Annotated in this window: 13 protein-coding genes; 1 reads left to right on the forward strand and 12 read right to left on the reverse strand. The window is 63.9% G+C overall.

What is annotated here, in order from left to right:
* Positions 1–44: 44 nt before the first annotated feature.
* The 10 genes from dbpA to betI all read right to left on the reverse strand — a co-directional run bounded on the left by dbpA (position 45) and on the right by betI (position 12,326).
* The gene (gene dbpA, locus CAG41_RS02855; protein WP_085630434.1) at positions 45–1,430 is read right to left on the reverse strand and encodes an ATP-dependent RNA helicase DbpA; all 1,386 of its coding nucleotides are present in this window, start codon (positions 1,428–1,430) and stop codon (positions 45–47) included.
* An 80-nt stretch (positions 1,431–1,510) separates the two neighbouring features.
* Complete coding sequence (gene mdtD / locus CAG41_RS02860) at positions 1,511–2,938, reverse strand: multidrug transporter subunit MdtD (protein WP_085580708.1); 1,428 nt, start codon at positions 2,936–2,938, stop codon at positions 1,511–1,513.
* Between the two features lie 135 nt (positions 2,939–3,073).
* A complete protein-coding gene (locus tag CAG41_RS02865; RefSeq protein WP_085630016.1) occupies positions 3,074–4,411 on the reverse strand; it encodes a TldD/PmbA family protein in 1,338 nt (445 codons plus the stop codon).
* Entirely contained in the window at positions 4,411–5,853 is a 1,443-nt protein-coding gene (locus CAG41_RS02870; RefSeq protein WP_085580704.1) for a TldD/PmbA family protein, read from the reverse strand. Before CAG41_RS02870 ends, CAG41_RS02865 begins: the two co-directional genes overlap by 1 nt.
* A 217-nt stretch (positions 5,854–6,070) precedes the next feature.
* Positions 6,071–6,412, reverse strand: coding sequence for an AzlD domain-containing protein (locus CAG41_RS02875; protein ID WP_085580702.1), 342 nt, complete (start codon positions 6,410–6,412; stop codon positions 6,071–6,073).
* Entirely contained in the window at positions 6,409–7,131 is a 723-nt protein-coding gene (locus CAG41_RS02880; RefSeq protein WP_085706686.1) for an AzlC family ABC transporter permease, read from the reverse strand. Before CAG41_RS02880 ends, CAG41_RS02875 begins: the two co-directional genes overlap by 4 nt.
* On the reverse strand, positions 7,131–8,129 hold the full coding sequence (locus CAG41_RS02885; RefSeq protein ID WP_085706687.1) for a hypothetical protein: 999 nt from the start codon (positions 8,127–8,129) through the stop codon (positions 7,131–7,133). Before CAG41_RS02885 ends, CAG41_RS02880 begins: the two co-directional genes overlap by 1 nt.
* Before the next feature lie 198 nt (positions 8,130–8,327).
* On the reverse strand, positions 8,328–10,031 hold the full coding sequence (gene betA / locus CAG41_RS02890; RefSeq protein ID WP_085580696.1) for a choline dehydrogenase: 1,704 nt from the start codon (positions 10,029–10,031) through the stop codon (positions 8,328–8,330).
* A gap of 153 nt (positions 10,032–10,184) precedes the next feature.
* A complete protein-coding gene (gene betB, locus CAG41_RS02895) occupies positions 10,185–11,657 on the reverse strand; it encodes a betaine-aldehyde dehydrogenase (protein ID WP_085580694.1) in 1,473 nt (490 codons plus the stop codon).
* 48 nt (positions 11,658–11,705) lie between these two features.
* Positions 11,706–12,326, reverse strand: coding sequence for a transcriptional regulator BetI (gene betI, locus CAG41_RS02900; protein WP_085581202.1), 621 nt, complete (start codon positions 12,324–12,326; stop codon positions 11,706–11,708).
* A 481-nt stretch (positions 12,327–12,807) separates the two neighbouring features.
* Between betI and CAG41_RS02905 the strand changes: the two genes are divergently transcribed.
* A complete protein-coding gene (locus CAG41_RS02905; RefSeq protein ID WP_371856101.1) occupies positions 12,808–14,748 on the forward strand; it encodes a BCCT family transporter in 1,941 nt (646 codons plus the stop codon).
* A gap of 459 nt (positions 14,749–15,207) precedes the next feature.
* Here the strand turns inward: CAG41_RS02905 and choV are convergent, their stop codons facing one another.
* Both choV and choW read right to left on the reverse strand, forming a co-directional pair.
* Positions 15,208–16,386, reverse strand: coding sequence for a choline ABC transporter ATP-binding protein (gene choV, locus CAG41_RS02910; protein WP_085580689.1), 1,179 nt, complete (start codon positions 16,384–16,386; stop codon positions 15,208–15,210).
* Positions 16,383–17,228: a choline ABC transporter permease subunit gene (choW, locus tag CAG41_RS02915; RefSeq protein ID WP_085580687.1), complete on the reverse strand. Its 846-nt coding sequence runs from the start codon at positions 17,226–17,228 to the stop codon at positions 16,383–16,385. Before choW ends, choV begins: the two co-directional genes overlap by 4 nt.
* Positions 17,229–17,246 lie beyond the last annotated feature (18 nt).

Raw genomic sequence — 17,246 nt, forward strand, 5'->3', positions numbered from 1 at the left:
CCCCTGCAGGAGCGGGCAGGCTCGCTCCTACAGGTGTGTTGCTCTTACAAAATTCGCACCCGCAGCGAACGGCCCTTGATCTTGCCGCTGTTGAGCCGCGCCAGGGCCTGTTTGGCGATGCCGCGCTCCACCGCCACGTAGGCCTGGAAGTCGAAGATCGCGATCTTGCCCACCTGGGCGCCGGGGATGCCCGCGTCGCCGGTGAGGGCGCCGAGGATGTCGCCCGGACGCACCTTGTCCTTGCGCCCGGCGGCGATGCACAGGGTGCTCATGGCCGGCAGCAGCGGGCCGCCGCCCTGGGACTTGAGGTTGTCCACCTGATCCCAGTTCAGCGGGGCCTTCTGGCGCTCTTCGATGGCCCGTGCGCGGTGCGCTTCCGACGGCGCCACCAGGCTGACCGCGATGCCTTTCTCGCCGGCCCGGCCGGTGCGGCCGACGCGGTGGATGTGGACTTCGGAGTCGCGGGCCAGTTCGACGTTGATCACCATGTCCAGCGCATCGATGTCCAGGCCGCGGGCGGCGACGTCGGTGGCCACCAGCACCGAGGTGCTGCGGTTGGCGAACATCGCCAGCACCTGGTCGCGGTCGCGCTGCTCCAGGTCGCCGTGCAGGCCGACGGCCGAGATGCCCTTGGCGGTCAGGTGGTCGACGGTCTCCTGCACCTGCTGCTTGGTGAAGCAGAACGCCACGCAGGAGGCCGGGCGGAAGTGGCCGAGCACCTTGGTCACCGCGCTCAGGCGATCTTCGGGGGCGATCTCGTAGAAACGCTGTTCGATCTGGCTGTCGTCGTGCAGGGCCTCGACCTTCACCTGCTGCGGATCGCGCATGAAGTTCGACGCCAGCTGCTTGATGCCCGCCGGATACGTGGCGGAGAACAGCAGCGTCTGGCGGCGCGCCGGGGTCTGGCCGAGGATGTCTTCGATGGCGTCGTAAAAGCCCATGTCGAGCATGCGGTCGGCTTCGTCCAGCACCAGGGTGTTGAGGCCGTCGAGCACCAGGGTGCCCTTGCTCAGGTGCTGCTGGATGCGCCCCGGCGTGCCGACGATGATGTGCGCGCCGTGCTCCAGCGAAGCGATCTGCGGGCCGAAGGGCACGCCGCCGCACAGGGTCAGCACTTTGATGTTGTCTTCGGCGCGGGCCAGGCGGCGGATTTCCTTGGCCACCTGGTCGGCCAGCTCGCGGGTCGGGCACATCACCAGCGCCTGGCAGCCGAAGTAGCGCGGGTTGATCGGGTTCAGCAGGCCGACGCCGAACGCGGCGGTCTTGCCGCTGCCGGTCTTGGCCTGGGCGATCAGGTCCAGCCCCTTGAGGATCACCGGCAAGCTCTGCGCCTGGATCGGCGTCATCTGGGCGTAACCGAGGGAGTCGAGGTTAGCCAGCATGGCGGCGGACAGCGGCAAAGTGTTGAAAGCGGTGGCGATGGTGGTCACGGGACGGGCCTGCAAAACAAAATGTCGCGCAGTGTACCAGCACCGTGCCACTTTCCTCGAAAGTTCTGGACGAACAGCGGTCAATGTTCGATGTGCTGCTCCGCGCTGCGCACGCGCCGCCCGTCGTCCTTCGACAGCTGGGAGAAGATCGTGGCCGCCAGCATCGCCATCACGCCCACCGTCACGAACGTCAGCTGGAACGCGCCCAGGACGGTGTCGACGCCGTCGTTGCCGATCTGCGCGGTGAACCCGCCCAGCAGCGCGCCGGCGCAGGCCACGCCCAGGCTCAGCGACAGCTGCGCCACCACCGACAGCAGGCTGTTGCCGCTGCTGGCGCTGGCGTCGTCGAGGTCGATCAGGGTCACGGTGTTCATGGCGGTGAACTGCAGCGAATTGATCGCCCCCAGGATCGCCAGCAGGCACAGCAGCAGCCAGTACGGCGTCTGCTCGCTGACCAGGCCCATGCTCGCCAGCATGATCCCCAGCGCCAAGGTGTTGCCGGTGAGCACGATGCGGTAGCCCAGGCGCTCGATCAGCGGCCGCGCCACCCACTTGGCGACCATCGCCGCAGCGGCCAGCGGCAGCATGCTCATCCCGGCCTGGGACGGCGAATAGCCCAGCGCCACCTGCAGCAGCAAGGGCACCAGGAACGGCAGGGCGCCGCTGCCCAGGCGGGCGAACAGGTTGCCGAGGATGCCGACGGCGAAGGTGCGGGTCTTGAACAGCGACGGCGCGAACAGCGGATTGTCGATGTGCCCGGCGCGCAGCCAGTAGGCCGCCAGGCACGCCAGCCCGGCGAACAGCAGCAGCATCACCCGCAGGTGCGGCAGGTGCAGTTCGCCCAGGCCTTCCATGGCGATGGTGATCAGGATCATCGCCGCGCCGAACAGCACAAAGCCCATGCTGTCGAAGCGCGTGCGCTCGCTGCCGCGCAGGTCGGGGATGAACTTCCACACCGCGTAGCAGCCGATGACGCCCACCGGCAGGTTGATCAGGAAGATCCAGTGCCACGTCAGGTACTCCACCATCCAGCCGCCCATGGTCGGGCCGATCAGCGGGCCGAGCAGGCCGGGGATGGTGATGAAGCCCATGATCCGCACCAGTTCGGAGCGCGGGTAGGCGCGCAGCACCACCAGCCGTCCGACCGGCAGCATCAGCGCGCCGCCCAGGCCCTGGATCACCCGGGCGCCCACCAGCATGCTCAGGCTGCCCGACAGCGCACAAAGCAACGAGCCGAGGCTGAACAGCAGGATGGCGCCGAAGAAGATCTTCTTGGTGCCGAAGCGGTCGGCGATCCAGCCCGAGGCCGGAATCAAGAGGGCCACGGTGAGCATGTAGGCGATGACCACGCCCTGCATGCGCAGCGGGTCTTCGGCCAGGTCCTGTGCCATGGCGGGCAGGGCGGTGTTGAGGATCGTCCCGTCGAGGGACTGCATGAAGAAAGCGATGGCCACGACCCACGGCAACCAGCGGGCGGTGATGGCGTCAATCGGCGTGCGGTCGGGCATGGAACCTCTTGCGATGGTCGGGTAACCGGACAACCTGCGGGGGCGGGCCGGCCTGCGAAGAGGCCGTTTCATCCGACATCCCTGTCGATTGACCCACCGCTTTGGCGGCCAAGCCCGTTCCCGCAGGTCTTGTGTTTACAGGGTCAGCGTCAACCGGCTGACCAGCGCCCCCGGCAACAGCGCCGAAGACGTGTTGCGCTGGCTGTACGTGCTGGCCGACAGCAGCAGTTCCCGTTCGGCGGTCAGGGCTTCCAGCTGCGAACCCAGCAGGCTGTAGGCGCTGTCGTCGAAGCGCATGGTGCTGACCGGCGCCTGGATCCGGCCGTCCTCGACCCAGAAGGTCGCGAAGCGGGTCATGCCGGTCAGGCGCGCCGCCGGTTGGTCCGAGTAGTTCAGGTACCACAGGTTGCTGATGTACAGCCCGGTGCCCAATTGCTTGAGGATCTCGTCCTGGGGCAGTTGGCCTGCGGCCATGTTCAGCGCGCTCGGCGCTTCGCCGCCGCCGGCGCCGTTGGCGGCCAGGCCGTATTCGGCGGCGCTGCGCGAGCCCACCAGACGGTCGCCGGCCTTGCCTTCGACGATCAGGCGCAGGTCGCTGCGCGGATAGCCTTCACCGGAAAACGCCGGGCTCAACGAGCCGCTGACCTGCTCGTCGACGCAGACCAGCGGGCTGAAGGCCTGATCGCCGGCATACAGCTTCTGCAGCGGGCTGCTCTTGCTGGCGATCGACTGGGCCGAGAATCCACCCCAGCTGAGCATGCCCATGATTTCCTCCAGCGCCGCCGGCGCCAGGTACGCCCGGTACTGCCCCGGCGCCAGGGTGCGCAGCGGCCGGCCGAGAAATTCCAGTTGCTCGCGGGCCTGGGCGAAGCGCTGGGCGAAGCCTTCGCGGCTCCAGTCGTGGCCGGCGTAGCTGGCCTTCACGGCCTGGCCGTTGTCGTGGAACAGGCTGAAGTCGAAATTGAAGCTGTTGGCCTGGTGCCAGCCGAACGCCCCCGAGGAGCTGGCGAAACCGCGGCTGATCGGCCCGGCGGCATAGAAGCCCACCAGATCCAGGCCGGCGGCGGCTTCGGTGATCTGCGCCACCACGTCTTCGGTGTCCGGCAGGGGATGTTCCTGCACGCTCTGGCTCTGCCAGCGGTTGTGGTTGAGCAGCAGGTACGGATCCTGCGGCAGCAGCGGCACGGTCTCGCGAAGCTGCTGCAGGCCCTCGGCCAAGCGTTGCAGGTCGGTTTCCGGCTCGCCGGACAGGGTGATCTGCAAGTCCGCATGGCGGCCGTCGTCGATCAGTTTCAGCCCGATGTTGGCCTGCTGCACCTGCCCGGCCTGACGCACCTTGGCGTGGTTGAAACGCACGAACGCCGAGGACTCGGCGGCGTAGCTGAGGGTGAATTGTTCCGGTTCGCGCACGGCGTCATGCAGCCAGTCGACCAGCGCCTTGAAGGCGGCGCTTCCGTTCCTGGAAATACTCATCAGGCGTCTCCCCCAAACACATCAACGTTGCTGAATACGCAGGCCGGCGAGGCGTGGCCGACGCGGATCACCTGGTTCGGCTCGCCCTTGCCGCAGTTGGGCGTGCCCAGCACGCGGGTGGTGCCGGCGTCGCCGACGGCGCGCAGGCTCTTCCAGAAGTGCGCGGAAATGCCCCGGTAGTTCGGGTTCTTCACCACGCCCTTGAGTTCGCCGTTCTCGATCAGTTGGCCCCACTCGCAGCCGAACTGGAATTTGTTGCGGGCATCGTCGATCGACCATGAGCGGTTGGTGCTCATGAGGATGCCGTGCTCGATGCCGTTGATCAGTTGCGCCAGCGACTGGTCGCCCGGCTCGATGTTGAGGTTGGCCATGCGGTCGATGGGCGGGCGGTTCCAGCCGCAGGCGCGGCTGTTGGCGACGCCGTCGAGGCCGGCGCGGAACTGCGACAGCGCCCCGCCCAGCGGCCGCACCAGCAGGCCTTCGCGGATCAGGAACTGCTTGCTGGCGGCGCTGCCGTCATCGTCGTGGCCGTAGCTGGCCAGCTCTTCGGGAATGTCCGGGTCGAAGGTCACGTTGAGCAGCTTCGAGCCGTACTGCAGGGTGCCGAAGTCGGCGGCGGTGACGAAACTGGTGCCGGCGTAGTTGCGTTCGTCGCCCAGGATCCGGTCCAGCTCCAGCGGGTGGCCGATGGACTCGTGGATCTGCAGCATCATCTGGTCGGGCATCAGCAGAAGGTCGCGCGGCCCTTGCGGGGCGTTCGGCGCCAGCAGCAGCTGCAGCGCCTGGTCGGCCACTTGCGGGCCGGCGCCGATCAGGCCGCAGCGGCGCACCACGTCCATGCCGCCCTGCTGGCCGAAGTTCTCCCGGCCCAGGCTGCGGGTCTGGCTGTCGTTGCCGTCGTAGGCGGTGACGTCCAGGCCCGGGTAGATGAAGCGCTGGGCCTGGCGCAGTTCGGCGCCGGCGCTGCTCAGGTAGATCTGCTCGACATGGGTGATGCCCAGGCTCACTTCCCAGTTCACCAGGCGCTCATCCTTTGGCACCGAGGCGGACTCCGCGCCGAGCAGCTCGAAGCATTCGCTCAGGGACGGGAGGGGTTGGTCGAGGTGGGGCGAGAAGTAGTCGGCGCGGTCGCCGGACACCGGCTGCTCGCGCAGGTCGAGCAGGGCGTGGGGCTTGAGCCGCCGGGCCTGCTGTTCGGCGCGGTCGAGGGCGGCCTGCAGGCCCTGCTGCGACAGGTCGTTGGTGGCGGCGTAGGCTTCGACGCCGTTGACCCGCACGGTGAGCATCGCACCTTCGTCGCGGCGCAGGCTCGGCGGCTCGGCGACGTTCTTGCGCACCGACAGGTACTGGCCGGACTCGCGCACATAGCGCAAGGAAAAGAATTCGGCACCCGTGCGCAGGGCAGCGAAGCGCTGCTTGAGCCGGGGGTGGAAATCGAACATTCGGAAACCTCCTTGTCATGGAGTAGCGGCGAAGCGGATTCGGCGGGGAGGGGTGATGCGATGGGGCGAGGACTAGAGTAGGCCTGCGTGGGGGTAGGATCAAGGGCATTGCGAGAGAGGCAAAATGCTCTCTGAATGTCAGACGTTGTACCTGACAGGTGAGGGTTCGTGAGCCTGCCAGGCTCACGAGGGTCACTTGGAGGGGTTGCCGGGCGCTTCAGCTGCTCAAATGAAACGCGAGCAGGTAAATCGCCAGGCTGCCCAGGAAGCTCGGCAGAATCTGCCTGGTCTTCGCGACGACGACGAACGTTCCCGCCAACAGCAGTATCTTCAGCGCATCGAGAACCTGAAACTGCTGCAACAGGCTCGGGCCGTCTAGCTTTCCAAACGCCGTGTCGTAGACGATCACTCCTAGCATGGCTTGAGCGCTGTAACTGACGAATCGATAGAAAGAACCCTGGGTACGGGTTAATGCAGGTGCATTTTTGAAGGCAAACGGCAGTGCGCGAAATGCAAACGCCGTCAGTGCGCCAAAGCCGATCAGCAACCAAATCGTCATCGGGAAGCCAATCCTTGGGTCGAGCCATTTTCAATCATCACGATCAGACCGCCGATCAGAAAGGGTGTGATTAACAGGTTGTAGTCCTTGAGCAGCAACACGAGCAGTGGAGCGCTGACGAAACCGAGCCAATAGCTGGACACCTCCCCATGGTTCGGCCAGTGCTTGCCGGCCAGCGCCGTGAACTGAAGGGGCAGCAGCATTGTTATGGCGGCGGCGATGACCGGCGAAGTGAGCCCAGCACCCGCGACAAACCCGATCCAGGTGCAGACTGCCGAAACAGCGAAGATGGGGGTGCCCACCCCGATGAGATAGGCGAACGGAAACTCCGCGTTTTGCTTGAAGCGCGTTATGCATGCAGTGAAGACCGAGGGTGTGAACAGAATGAGCGAAGCTAGGATCTTTCCCGTCGGCGTTTCCTTGAAGTAGGGCGCCAGCGTCGTTGAAAGCAAGACGAAGCGAGCATTGAGCGCCAACACGATCGGTATCAGAAACCATCCCTCGCTATGGTTCTGAATGAGCAGGAACTGCAGTGGCGTAGAAAAGATCAACAAGGTCGTCGCAAGGGTCTGATTCAATGTCAGTGCTTGGGCCGAACCCGTCATGCCGATCGACAGGTACAGAAAGATGAACGCGACCCCGAAGGTGATCGAGTCGCGGCCTCCTTCTCCAAGCGCCTTGGCGAAAGGCGAGAGAGCGGTCTGTTGGTCACCCTTCATCACGCGGCTTCCAGCGCGGCGTATTTATCCTCAAGCGAGTAGTACTGCTTGCGGGGCCCTTTGCTGCGAAACAGTAGGCGTGGCGTCGTGCTGTATGTCGAGTTTGCCGTCTGTGAGCGAACCTCATCCGCGCTGATGTTCAGTATGGGGCGCGCGTGCAGGATCTTGTGATTGGCAACGATCAGGAAGGTGCCAGTCTGTGCGGTGGAGACATTGCTCTTGGCGGTTGAGATATTGGCCCTGATCTTGTCCAGAACTTGTTGGCCGCCATTGATTGCTCGCATCCGTTCACCGCAATGGGTATCGATGCGGAAATCCAGTGAAAACTGGTAGCCATATGTTTCGCTGTATTCAACGATGTTTCGGATTCGCTTTTTCGAGCCGTCGACATTCTTTCCGGAAATGAATTCCGCTTGCGTGCTCAGGAGCGTTTCAATGTCTTCGTCATCAAGGCATTGAAGTAAGTCAGCAGGGTAGTAATAAGCGGTCGGTGTATGGGTGGTGTCACGGCAAACGGTGAGCGCAAGATAGTCGACGTTCAGGCTTTCATAAAGGTCATCAGAGTGCGGAGTGATGTCACCGTACCCATTTCCCCATTCGCGGTACTTTTCGGCGCTCGGTTTCAGGTACAGCGCCTTGTGGTCTTCATATTCGTACTTAATGTCTGTCAGGTGGAACAGATCGGCCAGTGCCTCATGGACGGTCAGCGCCAGTTCTGGAGAGTCGGTCGTGAATATGTTGGTGATGCAGACCGCCGCCACGCCGCTCTTGGCGATGCCGACTTTGCCGAAGTAGGCGATGTGGTCAGGATGGAGATAGGTCATGAAAATATTCGTAAGCTCTATCTTGAGCGTATGAATATCCCTTTCTTTGTTTTTGCTCCACCACGACTCAATGGTTCCGCTGATGTAGTCGAAGTCTAGCGAGATGGTTTTTTCGTTGGAGATTTCGTGTCGAAAGAATTCAACGGAGTTGTATTGGTCTTTATGGCTGCGCACGGTTGGCCTTCCTTGGTGGGTGATTTTCTGGCGCGCATATTAGTGTTTTTGATAGACGGGTAAAGAATGTAATTGTTGCGGTTTTTGTTTTCTTGGAGAGTGTCTTTTTGGAAGCTTTCTTATATGAGAATCGAAATTAAAAAGCCGCCAGTTTCGCGGGGAAACTGGCGGCTTTCGTTTGCGCTGACAGTTGAGCCGTCAGTGCGCTGCGGAGCTCACTTCACGCAGCGGCTTGCCTTTGACCGGCGCATCGCCGGCCACGTAGTAGGCGGCCTTGCTGCGCGGCAGCGGCTGACGGCCGCGGATCTTGTCGGCGATTTTCTCGGCCATCATGATCGTCGGCGCGTTCAGGTTGCCGGTGGTGATGATCGGCATGATCGAGGCATCGACCACGCGCAGGCCCTGCATGCCGTGGACGCGGCCCTGGCCGTCGACCACCGCCATCTCGTCGGTGCCCATCTTGCACGAGCAGGACGGGTGGAACGCGGTTTCGGCGTGCTCGCGGATGAACTTGTCCAGCTCTTCATCGGTTTGCACTTCGATGCCCGGGCTGATCTCGCGGCCGCGGAAGGCGTCCAGCGCTGGCTGCTGCATGATTTCGCGGGTCAGGCGGATGCCGTCGCGGAATTCCTGCCAGTCCTGCTCGGTGGCCATGTAGTTGAACAGGATGCTCGGGTGCTGGCGCGGATCCTTGGACTTGAGCTGGATGCGGCCGCGGCTCGGCGAGCGCATGGAACCCATGTGCGCCTGGAAGCCGTGCTCCTGCACGCCGTTGCTGCCGTTGTAATTGATCGCCACCGGCAGGAAGTGGTACTGGATGTTCGGCCAGGCGAACTCAGGACGGGTGCGGATGAAGCCGCCGGCCTCGAACTGGTTGCTGGCGCCGATGCCGGTGCCGTTGAACAGCCACTCGGCACCGATGGCCGGCTGGTTGTGCCACAGCAGCGACGGGTACAGGGACACCGGCTGGGTGCAGGCGAACTGCAGGTACAGCTCCAGGTGGTCCTGCAGGTTCTCGCCGACGCCCGGCAGGTCGTGGACCACCGGAATGTCGAGGCTTTCCAGCAGCTTCGCAGGGCCCACGCCGGAACGCTGCAGCAGTTGCGGCGAGGCGATGGCGCCGGAGCAGACGATGACTTCCTTGCGCGCCTTGGCTTCGACGCGCTCTTCGGCGGAGCCGACCAGGTAACGCACGCCGACCGCACGCTTGCCTTCGAACAGCACTTTGTCGGCCAGGGCGTGGGTGACGATGGTCAGGGTCGAGCGCTTCTTGGCGGTGTCCAGGTAGCCGCGGGCGGTGGAGGACCGGCGGCCTTTCGGCGTCACGGTGCGGTCCATCGGGCCGAAGCCTTCCTGCTGGTAGCCGTTCAGGTCTTCGGTGCGCGGGTAGCCGGCCTGCACGCCGGCTTCGACCATGGCGTGGAACAGCGGGTTGTTGCCGGCCTTCGGCGTGGTCACGCTGACCGGGCCTTCGCCGCCGTGGTAGTCGTTCGGGCCGATGTCGCGGGTTTCCGCCTTGCGGAAATACGGCAGGCAGTCCAGGTAGGACCAGTCTTCCAGGCCCGGCAATTGCGCCCAGCCGTCGTAGTCCATCGCGTTGCCGCGGATGTAGCACATGCCGTTGATCAGCGACGAGCCGCCCAGGCCCTTGCCGCGGCCGCATTCCATCCGGCGGCCGTCCATGAACGGCTCAGGATCGGTTTCGTAGGCCCAGTTGTAGCGGCGGCCCTGCAGCGGGAAGGCCAGCGCGGCCGGCATCTGGGTACGGAAGTCGAGACGGTAGTCCGGGCCGCCGGCTTCGAGCAGCAGGACGGTGACGCCCTCGTCTTCGGTCAGGCGGGTGGCCAGGGTGTTACCGGCCGAGCCGGCACCGACGATGATGTAATCGAATACTTGGGACATTGAATGCACCCTCTTTGAAGTTGGTCAGATCAAGGCCGGATGAGTGCTGCGCACTCAATCGACAGCAGGCTGGCTCCCACAGGGGTACGCATTCCATTGTGGGAGCGAGCCTGCTCGCGAAGGCGACCTCGCGAGCAATGAAGGACTCGGGTCTCAGAACACCGAGACGTAATCGCCCAGCTCGACCTGTACCGATTTGATGCGTGTGTAGTTGGTCAGCGAGCTGATGCCGTTCTCGCGGCCGACGCCCGACTGCTTGTAGCCGCCGACCGGCATCTTCGCGTCGGACTCGCCCCAGGCGTTGATCCAGCAGATGCCCGCTTCCAGCTGATGAATCACGCGGTGGGCGCGGTTCAGGTCGCGGGTGACGATGCCGGCGGCCAGGCCGAAGTCGGTGTCGTTGGCGCGGCGGATCACTTCTTCTTCGGTTTCGTAGGTCAGGATCGCCATGACCGGGCCGAAGATCTCTTCGCGCACGATGGTCATGTCGTCGGTGCAGTCGGTGAACACGGTCGGTGCCACGAATGCGCCCTTGGCGAAGTCGCCGTCGGTCATGCGCTCGCCGCCGCACAGCACGCGTGCGCCTTCTTCCTTGCCCTTGGCGATGTAGCCCAACACGCTTTCCATGTGGGCGAAGCTGACCAGCGGGCCGAAGTTGGTGTTTTCGTCTTCAGGGTTGCCGACGCGGATGCGGGCGACGCGCTCGACGATCTTGGCTTCGAAGGCCGCTTTCAGGTGGCTCGGCACGAACACGCGGGTGCCGTTGGTGCAGACCTGACCGGAGCTGTAGAAGTTGGCCATCATGGCGGTGTCGGCGGCGCGGTCCAGGTCGGCGTCGTCGCAGATGATCAGCGGGGACTTGCCGCCCAGTTCCATGGTCACGTCCTTCAGGGACGAGGCCGAGGCGCTGGCCATGACTTTCTTGCCGGTGTCGGTGCCGCCGGTGAAGGAGACTTTCTCGATGCGCGGGTGCTCGGTCAGCCAGGTGCCGACTTCGCGGCCGCTGCCGGTCAGGACGTTGAACACGCCGTTCGGCAGGCCGGCTTCGGTGTAGATCTCGGCCAGTTTCAGGGTGGTCAGCGAGGTGACTTCGCTCGGCTTGAAGATCATCGCGTTGCCGGCGGCCAGGGCCGGGGCCGATTTCCACAGGGCGATCTGGATCGGGTAGTTCCACGCGCCGATGCCGGCGACCACGCCCAGCGGCTCGCGGCGGGTGTAGACGAAGGAGGTGTCGCGCAGCGGGATCTGCTCGCCTTCGATGGCCGGCACCAGGCCTGCGTAGTATTCCAGCACGTCGGCGCCGGTGACGATGTCGACGTACTTGGTTTCGGAGTAGGCCTTGCCGGTGTCCAGGGTTTCCAGCGCAGCCAGCTCATCGTTGCGCTCGCGCAGGATGTCGACGGCGCGGCGCAGGATGCGCGAGCGCTCCATGGCGGTCATCGAGGCCCAGATCTTCTGGCCCTTTTCGGCGCTGACCACGGCGCGCTCCACGTCTTCCTTGGTGGCGCGCTGCACGTGGGCGAGGACTTCGCCGTTAGCCGGGTTGATGGCTTCGAAGGTGGCATCGCTGCCGGCGTCGGAGTACGCGCCATCGATGTAGAGTTTTTGCAGTTCGAAACGGGCCATAAAGTCCTCGCAAGTGCATGAGTGGTTGGCTGCCGCCATGGCGGCGGTTCAGGGGCCGAGCGTTTTCTGTGTGCTCTGGCTCGCCTGCTTGGCCAGTTGGAAGTCCATGTATTCGTAAGCGATCCGTTGCGCCTGCTCGGTGTCGAAAGCGTCTCCCGACAGCGCGCCGCGCAACCACAAGCCGTCGATCAACGCTGCCAGTCCGCGTGCGGCGTTGCGCGCCTCTTCGAGCGGCAACGCGCGGCGGAACTCGCAGCACAGGTTGGAATACAGACGGTGATCGTTGATCCGCTGCAACCTGTGCAAAGACGGCTGGTGCATGCTGGTGGCCCAGAAGGCCAGCCAGGTTTTCATTGCCGGGCCATTGACCTGGCTGGCGTCGAAGTTGCCTTCGATGATCACCTGCAGATGAGCCCGGGGGCTGTTGTCTGCCAGCGCCTGACGGCGCGCGGTGACGCTCTCGCTGAGGGCGGTCATCAGATACCGCATCGTGGCGGCGATCAGGCCGTTCTTGTCCTGAAAGTAGTGACTGATGATGCCGTTCGAGACACCGGCCAAACGGGCGATCAGCGCAATGCTGGCGTCCCCCATCCCGACCTGGTCGACGGCCTGCAACGTGGCTTCGATCAGTTGTTGGCGGCGGATGGGTTGCATACCGACCTTGGGCATCTTGCACATCTCCTTAGGCCTTCCGGCAGCCGCGCAACGGCTGTCGGATCGAGGGCCAGTCTATTTTGTTTTGATTGAACGTTCAATCAACAAAGAATAAGATCTGCGACAAATCGTCGCTGCCTACAGGTTTTTCCTACGTGTAAATGGCGATAAACCGACATCCGAAAATGCTCGAAACCTGCGTGGGGCAAGGCGCGGTTCGGCGTTCGATGGACGTGTTGAATGGGCAAGACGCTTGGGGCCAGGTTTCGGATGAATGTCCGGATCATGGCCACGACGGCGATTCGCGGTGCCATCTCTGCAGGTTCGGGCTTTTTCGGGGTGTCTTTATATCACCCGCCGGTCGGCTGCCAACTCACCGATTGGTCGGGTTCCGTGTTGCCTTGTGTTCTTCTCTCGCACTGCCTGGAGCATTTGTGCCATGAGTTCTGCCTCGCTAATAAAGACCCCGCCCGAGAAGGTGACGGTCAACGGTTGGGTGTTCTACACCTCGACCGCGCTGATTCTGCTGTTGACCGCCATCCTGATCGCCGCCCCGCAAGAGGCGGGCAGGTTGCTCGGTGTGGCCCAGGCCTGGCTGTCCCGCAGCTTCGGCTGGTACTACATGGTGGTGATCGCCGCCTATCTGGTGTTCGTGGTGGGGCTGGCGTTTTCGTCCTACGGCAAGCTCAAGCTGGGCAGCAAGGACGATACCCCCGATTTCAGCTACGGCGCCTGGGCGGGGATGCTGTTCTCGTCGGGCATCGGCATCTCGCTGCTGTACTTCGGCGCCTCCGAGCCGCTGGACCACTACTTCAACCCGCCGGAAGGCGCTTCGGCCACCAACCTGGCCGCGCGTCAGGCGGTGCAGCTGACGTTCCTGCACTGGGGCCTGCACGGCTGGGCGATCTACGCCCTGGTCGGCCTGGCCGTGGCGTACTTCGCTTACCGTCACAACCAGCCGCTGGCCTTGCGTTCGGCGCTGTACCCGCTGGTCGGCGAGCGTTGGGTCAAGGGCGGCGCCGGTCATGCGGTGGACGGCTTCGGCATGTTCGTGACCCTGCTGGGCCTGGTGACTAACCTGGGCATCGGTTCGCTGCAAGTGGCGTCGGGCCTGGAAAACCTGTTCGGCATGGAGCACAGCAACACCAACCTGCTGATCGTGATCATCGTGATGAGCACCGTGGCGACCATCGCCGCCGTGTCCGGTGTGGAGAACGGCATCCGCCGCCTGTCCAACCTCAACATCATGCTGTTCAGCGGCCTGCTGATCTTCGTGCTGCTGTTCGGCCCGACCCTGCACCTGCTCAACGGCTTCGTGCAGAACATCGGCGACTACCTCAACGGCGTGGTGCTCAAGACCTTCGATCTCTACGTGTATGAAGGCGACAGCGCCAAGTCCGACCGCTGGCTGGGCCTGTGGACTCTGTTCTACTGGGCCTGGTGGATCTCCTGGGCGCCATTCGTGGGCATGTTCATCGCTCGCATCTCCCGTGGCCGCACCGTGCGCGAACTGGTGGCCGGCGTGCTGCTGATCCCGCTGGGCTTCACCCTGGCATGGCTGTCGATCTTCGGCAACTCGGCGCTGGACCTGGTGATGAACCAGGGCGCGGTGGAACTGGGCAAGACGGCGCTGGAACAGCCGTCGATGGCGATCTATCAGTTGCTTGAGCATTACCCGGCGTCGAAGGTCGTGATCGGTGTGTCGATCTTCGTCGGCTTCGTGCTGTTCCTGACCCCCGCCGACTCCGGCGCGGTGATGATGGCCAACCTTTCGTGCAAGGGCGGCAACGTCGACGAAGACGCCCCGCACTGGCTGCGGATCTTCTGGTCGGTCGTGATCACCCTGGTGACCATCGGCCTGCTGTTCGCCGGCAACTTCGAAGCCATGCAGACCATGGTGGTGCTGGCCGGCCTGCCGTTCTCGGTGGTGCTGGTGTTCTTCATGTTCGGCCTGCACAAGGCGATGCGTTCGGACGTGCAGATCGAGCAGGAGCAAGCGGAGCTGGCGGCCCGTGGCCGTCGCGGCTTCAGCGAGCGCCTGACCCAGCTGGACCTGCAGCCGAGCCAGTCGGTGGTTCAGCGTTTCATGGACAAGCACGTCACTCCGGCGCTGGATGACGCCGCCGCGCAGTTGCGCGCCCAGGGCCTGGAAGTGCAGACCCTGCTGGGCAAGTCCAAGCGCTGCATGGGCGTGCGCGTCGAGATGGAAGAGGGCAACCCTTTCGTCTACGAAGTGAGCCTGGACGGCTACCTGGCGACCCCGACCGAGTCGGCCCAGTCCGACGAGGCGCGCCAGCGTTACTACCGCGCCGAGGTGTACCTGCACAACGGCAGCCAGGACTATGACCTGATGGGCTTCACCCAGGACCAGATCACGCGGGATGTGCTTGATCAGTTCGAAAGCCATCGGCAGTTGCTGGGTCGGGTGTATAGCTAAGCGGTAAGCGGTAAGCGGTAAGCGGTAAGCGATAAGCGATAAGCAACAAGCGGTGCGGTGTTTCGGTCTGGGATGCCGCGCCGGCTTCATCGCCAGCAGGCTGGCTCCTACAGGGGAGTGTGGGGCTGGCTTGTTGGGGAAGGGGGCTTAAGGCCTCACCGCAGACGCGCAAAAACAAAGACGCCGCGATCGATTCGCGGCGTTTTTGCGTTTGGGGGTAATGCTTCTGCGACTGATGGGACGCATCGTGGCGAGGGCGTTTGTCGGATCGCCCGCACCGTCCCGGTCGACTGCGCAGCAGTCGTAAACCTGGATCGCGGCGGCGCTTTGCCCGGGGCCGCTTCGCGAGCCGGCGGGACGGTGCGGCGATCCAACAAGCGCTCTCGCCACAACTACATTCCCTGCACCAACAAAAACGCCGCGATGATTCGCGGCGTTTTCGTGTCCGTGGCCTTTCCTTTACCCCAGGTTCTTGCCGAGCAGCGCGTGGTACAGCTCGCTGTCGCCGAGGATCCCCACCACGTGGTTGTTGTCGTGCAGCACCAGTTTGTTGCCGGTCTGGTAGCGGATCTGCAGCGCTTCGCGCATGCCGATGTTGGAGTCCACCAGGGTCGGGCGGCGGTCGAGGGCTTCCACGGCCTGGCCCGGCACCCAGTTCTGCAGGTCGAGGGTCGAGCCGTTCTTGCGGGCGCCCTTGATGGTGTTGCCTTCGGCCAGGTCCAGCCACGAGTCGCCGCCCGGATCCAGGCACACCGAACCGTTGATGCGCTTGCAGTTGTCCAGGGTGCGCATCAGGCTGCGGCCGCACAGCACGTTCAGCGGGTTGGTGTGGGCGACGAAGGTGCGCACGTAGTCGTCCGCCGGGTTCAGCACGATCTCTTCCGGCACGCTGTACTGGATGATCCGGCCGTCCTTCATGATCGCGATGCGGCTGCCCAGCTTCAGCGCCTCGTCGAGGTCGTGGCTGACGAACACGATGGTCTTGCTCAGCTTGCGCTGCAGTTCCAGCAGTTCGTCCTGCAGGCCCTGGCGGATCAGCGGGTCGAGGGCCGAGAACGGCTCGTCCATCAGCAGGATGTCGGCGTCCATCGCCAGCGCACGGGCCAGGCCGACCCGCTGCTGCATGCCGCCGGAGAGTTCGTCCGGCTTCTTGTTGCGCCACTGGGTCAGGCCCACCAGCTCAAGCTTGTCGTCCACCAGCTTGCGCCGTTCCTTTTCCGGACGGCCCTGCATCTCCAGGCCGAAGCTGATGTTCTCGCGCACCGTCAGCCAAGGCATCAGGGCGAACTTCTGGAACACCATGGCGATGCGCTTGGTGCGCATCATCTTGAGTTCCGCAGGGGTGCAGGAGGCGATGTCGATCTGCTTGCCTTCATGCTCGACGAACAGCTTGCCGCGGCTCACGGTGTTGAGGCCGTTGATGCAGCGCAAGAGGCTCGACTTGCCGGAGCCGGACAGCCCCATCAGCACGCAGATCTCGCCTTTGTTGATGTCCAGGCTGGCCTTTTCCACACCGACGATCTGGCCGGTCTTCTTCAGGATCTCGTTGCGGGTCATGCCCTGGTCGAGCAGCTTGAGCGCCTCGCGCGGATCCTTGGAGAAGATGACGTCTACGTTGTCGAATCGAATAATGCTCATGCATCACCCCCTACTTTGCCTTCGGGCTGTTTGCAGATCCGGTCGAGCATGATCGCCAGCAGGACGATCGCCAGGCCCGCTTCGAAGCCCAGGGCGATATCGGCAGTGTTCAGTGCGTTGACCACCGGTTTGCCGAGTCCGTCGGCGCCCACCAGTGCCGCGATCACCACCATCGACAGCGACAGCATGATGCACTGGGTGATGCCGGCCGCGATGCTCGGCATGGCGTGGGGCAGTTCGATCCGTGACAGCAGTTGGCGACGCGAGCAGCCGAAGGCCTTGCCGGCGTCCATCAGTTCTTGCGGGACATCGCGGATGCCCAGGTAGGTCAGGCGGATCGGCGCGGCGATGGCGAACACCACGGTGGAGATCAGGCCCGGCACCACACCCAGCCCGAAGAGGGTCAGGGTAGGAATGAGGTAAACGAAGGTCGGTACGGTCTGCATCAGATCGAGCACCGGACGCATTAAAGTGTAGAACATCGGCTTGTGCGCCGCGACGATGCCCAGCGGCACGCCGATGACCACGCAGACCAGGGTCGCGAACATGACCTGGGCGAGGGTTTCCATGGTTTCCTGCCAGTACCCCAGGTTGAGGATCAGCAGGAAGGAGGCGACCACGAACGCGGTCAGGCCCCATTTGCGCTGGATGTAGTGGGCCAGCAGGGCGATCAGGCCGATCAGCGCCAGCGGGTTGAACCAGGTCAGCGCAAACGTCACGCCGTGGATCATCGTTTCCAGGGTCGCGGCGATGGCGTCGAAGGTGCTGGCGCCGTGTTGCGTCAGCCATTCGACGAAGCCTGCGATGTACTGGCCTAAAGGGATTTTCTGATCAATCAGCATGGTAGTGAACGTCCGCAT

Source organism: Pseudomonas sp. B35(2017), from assembly GCF_002113645.1.
GTDB lineage: Bacteria > Pseudomonadota > Gammaproteobacteria > Pseudomonadales > Pseudomonadaceae > Aquipseudomonas > Aquipseudomonas ekonensis.

What these genes read in the sequence shown, in the direction of transcription:
- choV (WP_085580689.1), bottom strand. Translation starts at nt 16,386, where the DNA reads ATGAGCATTATTCGATTCGACAACGTAGACGTCATCTTCTCCAAGGAT.
- CAG41_RS02870 (WP_085580704.1), bottom strand. Translation starts at nt 5,853, where the DNA reads ATGTTCGATTTCCACCCCCGGCTCAAGCAGCGCTTCGCTGCCCTGCGC.
- mdtD (WP_085580708.1), bottom strand. Translation starts at nt 2,938, where the DNA reads ATGCCCGACCGCACGCCGATTGACGCCATCACCGCCCGCTGGTTGCCG.
- CAG41_RS02880 (WP_085706686.1), bottom strand. Translation starts at nt 7,131, where the DNA reads ATGAAGGGTGACCAACAGACCGCTCTCTCGCCTTTCGCCAAGGCGCTT.
- betB (WP_085580694.1), bottom strand. Translation starts at nt 11,657, where the DNA reads ATGGCCCGTTTCGAACTGCAAAAACTCTACATCGATGGCGCGTACTCC.
- betA (WP_085580696.1), bottom strand. Translation starts at nt 10,031, where the DNA reads ATGTCCCAAGTATTCGATTACATCATCGTCGGTGCCGGCTCGGCCGGT.
- choW (WP_085580687.1), bottom strand. Translation starts at nt 17,228, where the DNA reads ATGCTGATTGATCAGAAAATCCCTTTAGGCCAGTACATCGCAGGCTTC.
- CAG41_RS02875 (WP_085580702.1), bottom strand. Translation starts at nt 6,412, where the DNA reads ATGACGATTTGGTTGCTGATCGGCTTTGGCGCACTGACGGCGTTTGCA.
- betI (WP_085581202.1), bottom strand. Translation starts at nt 12,326, where the DNA reads ATGCCCAAGGTCGGTATGCAACCCATCCGCCGCCAACAACTGATCGAA.
- CAG41_RS02865 (WP_085630016.1), bottom strand. Translation starts at nt 4,411, where the DNA reads ATGAGTATTTCCAGGAACGGAAGCGCCGCCTTCAAGGCGCTGGTCGAC.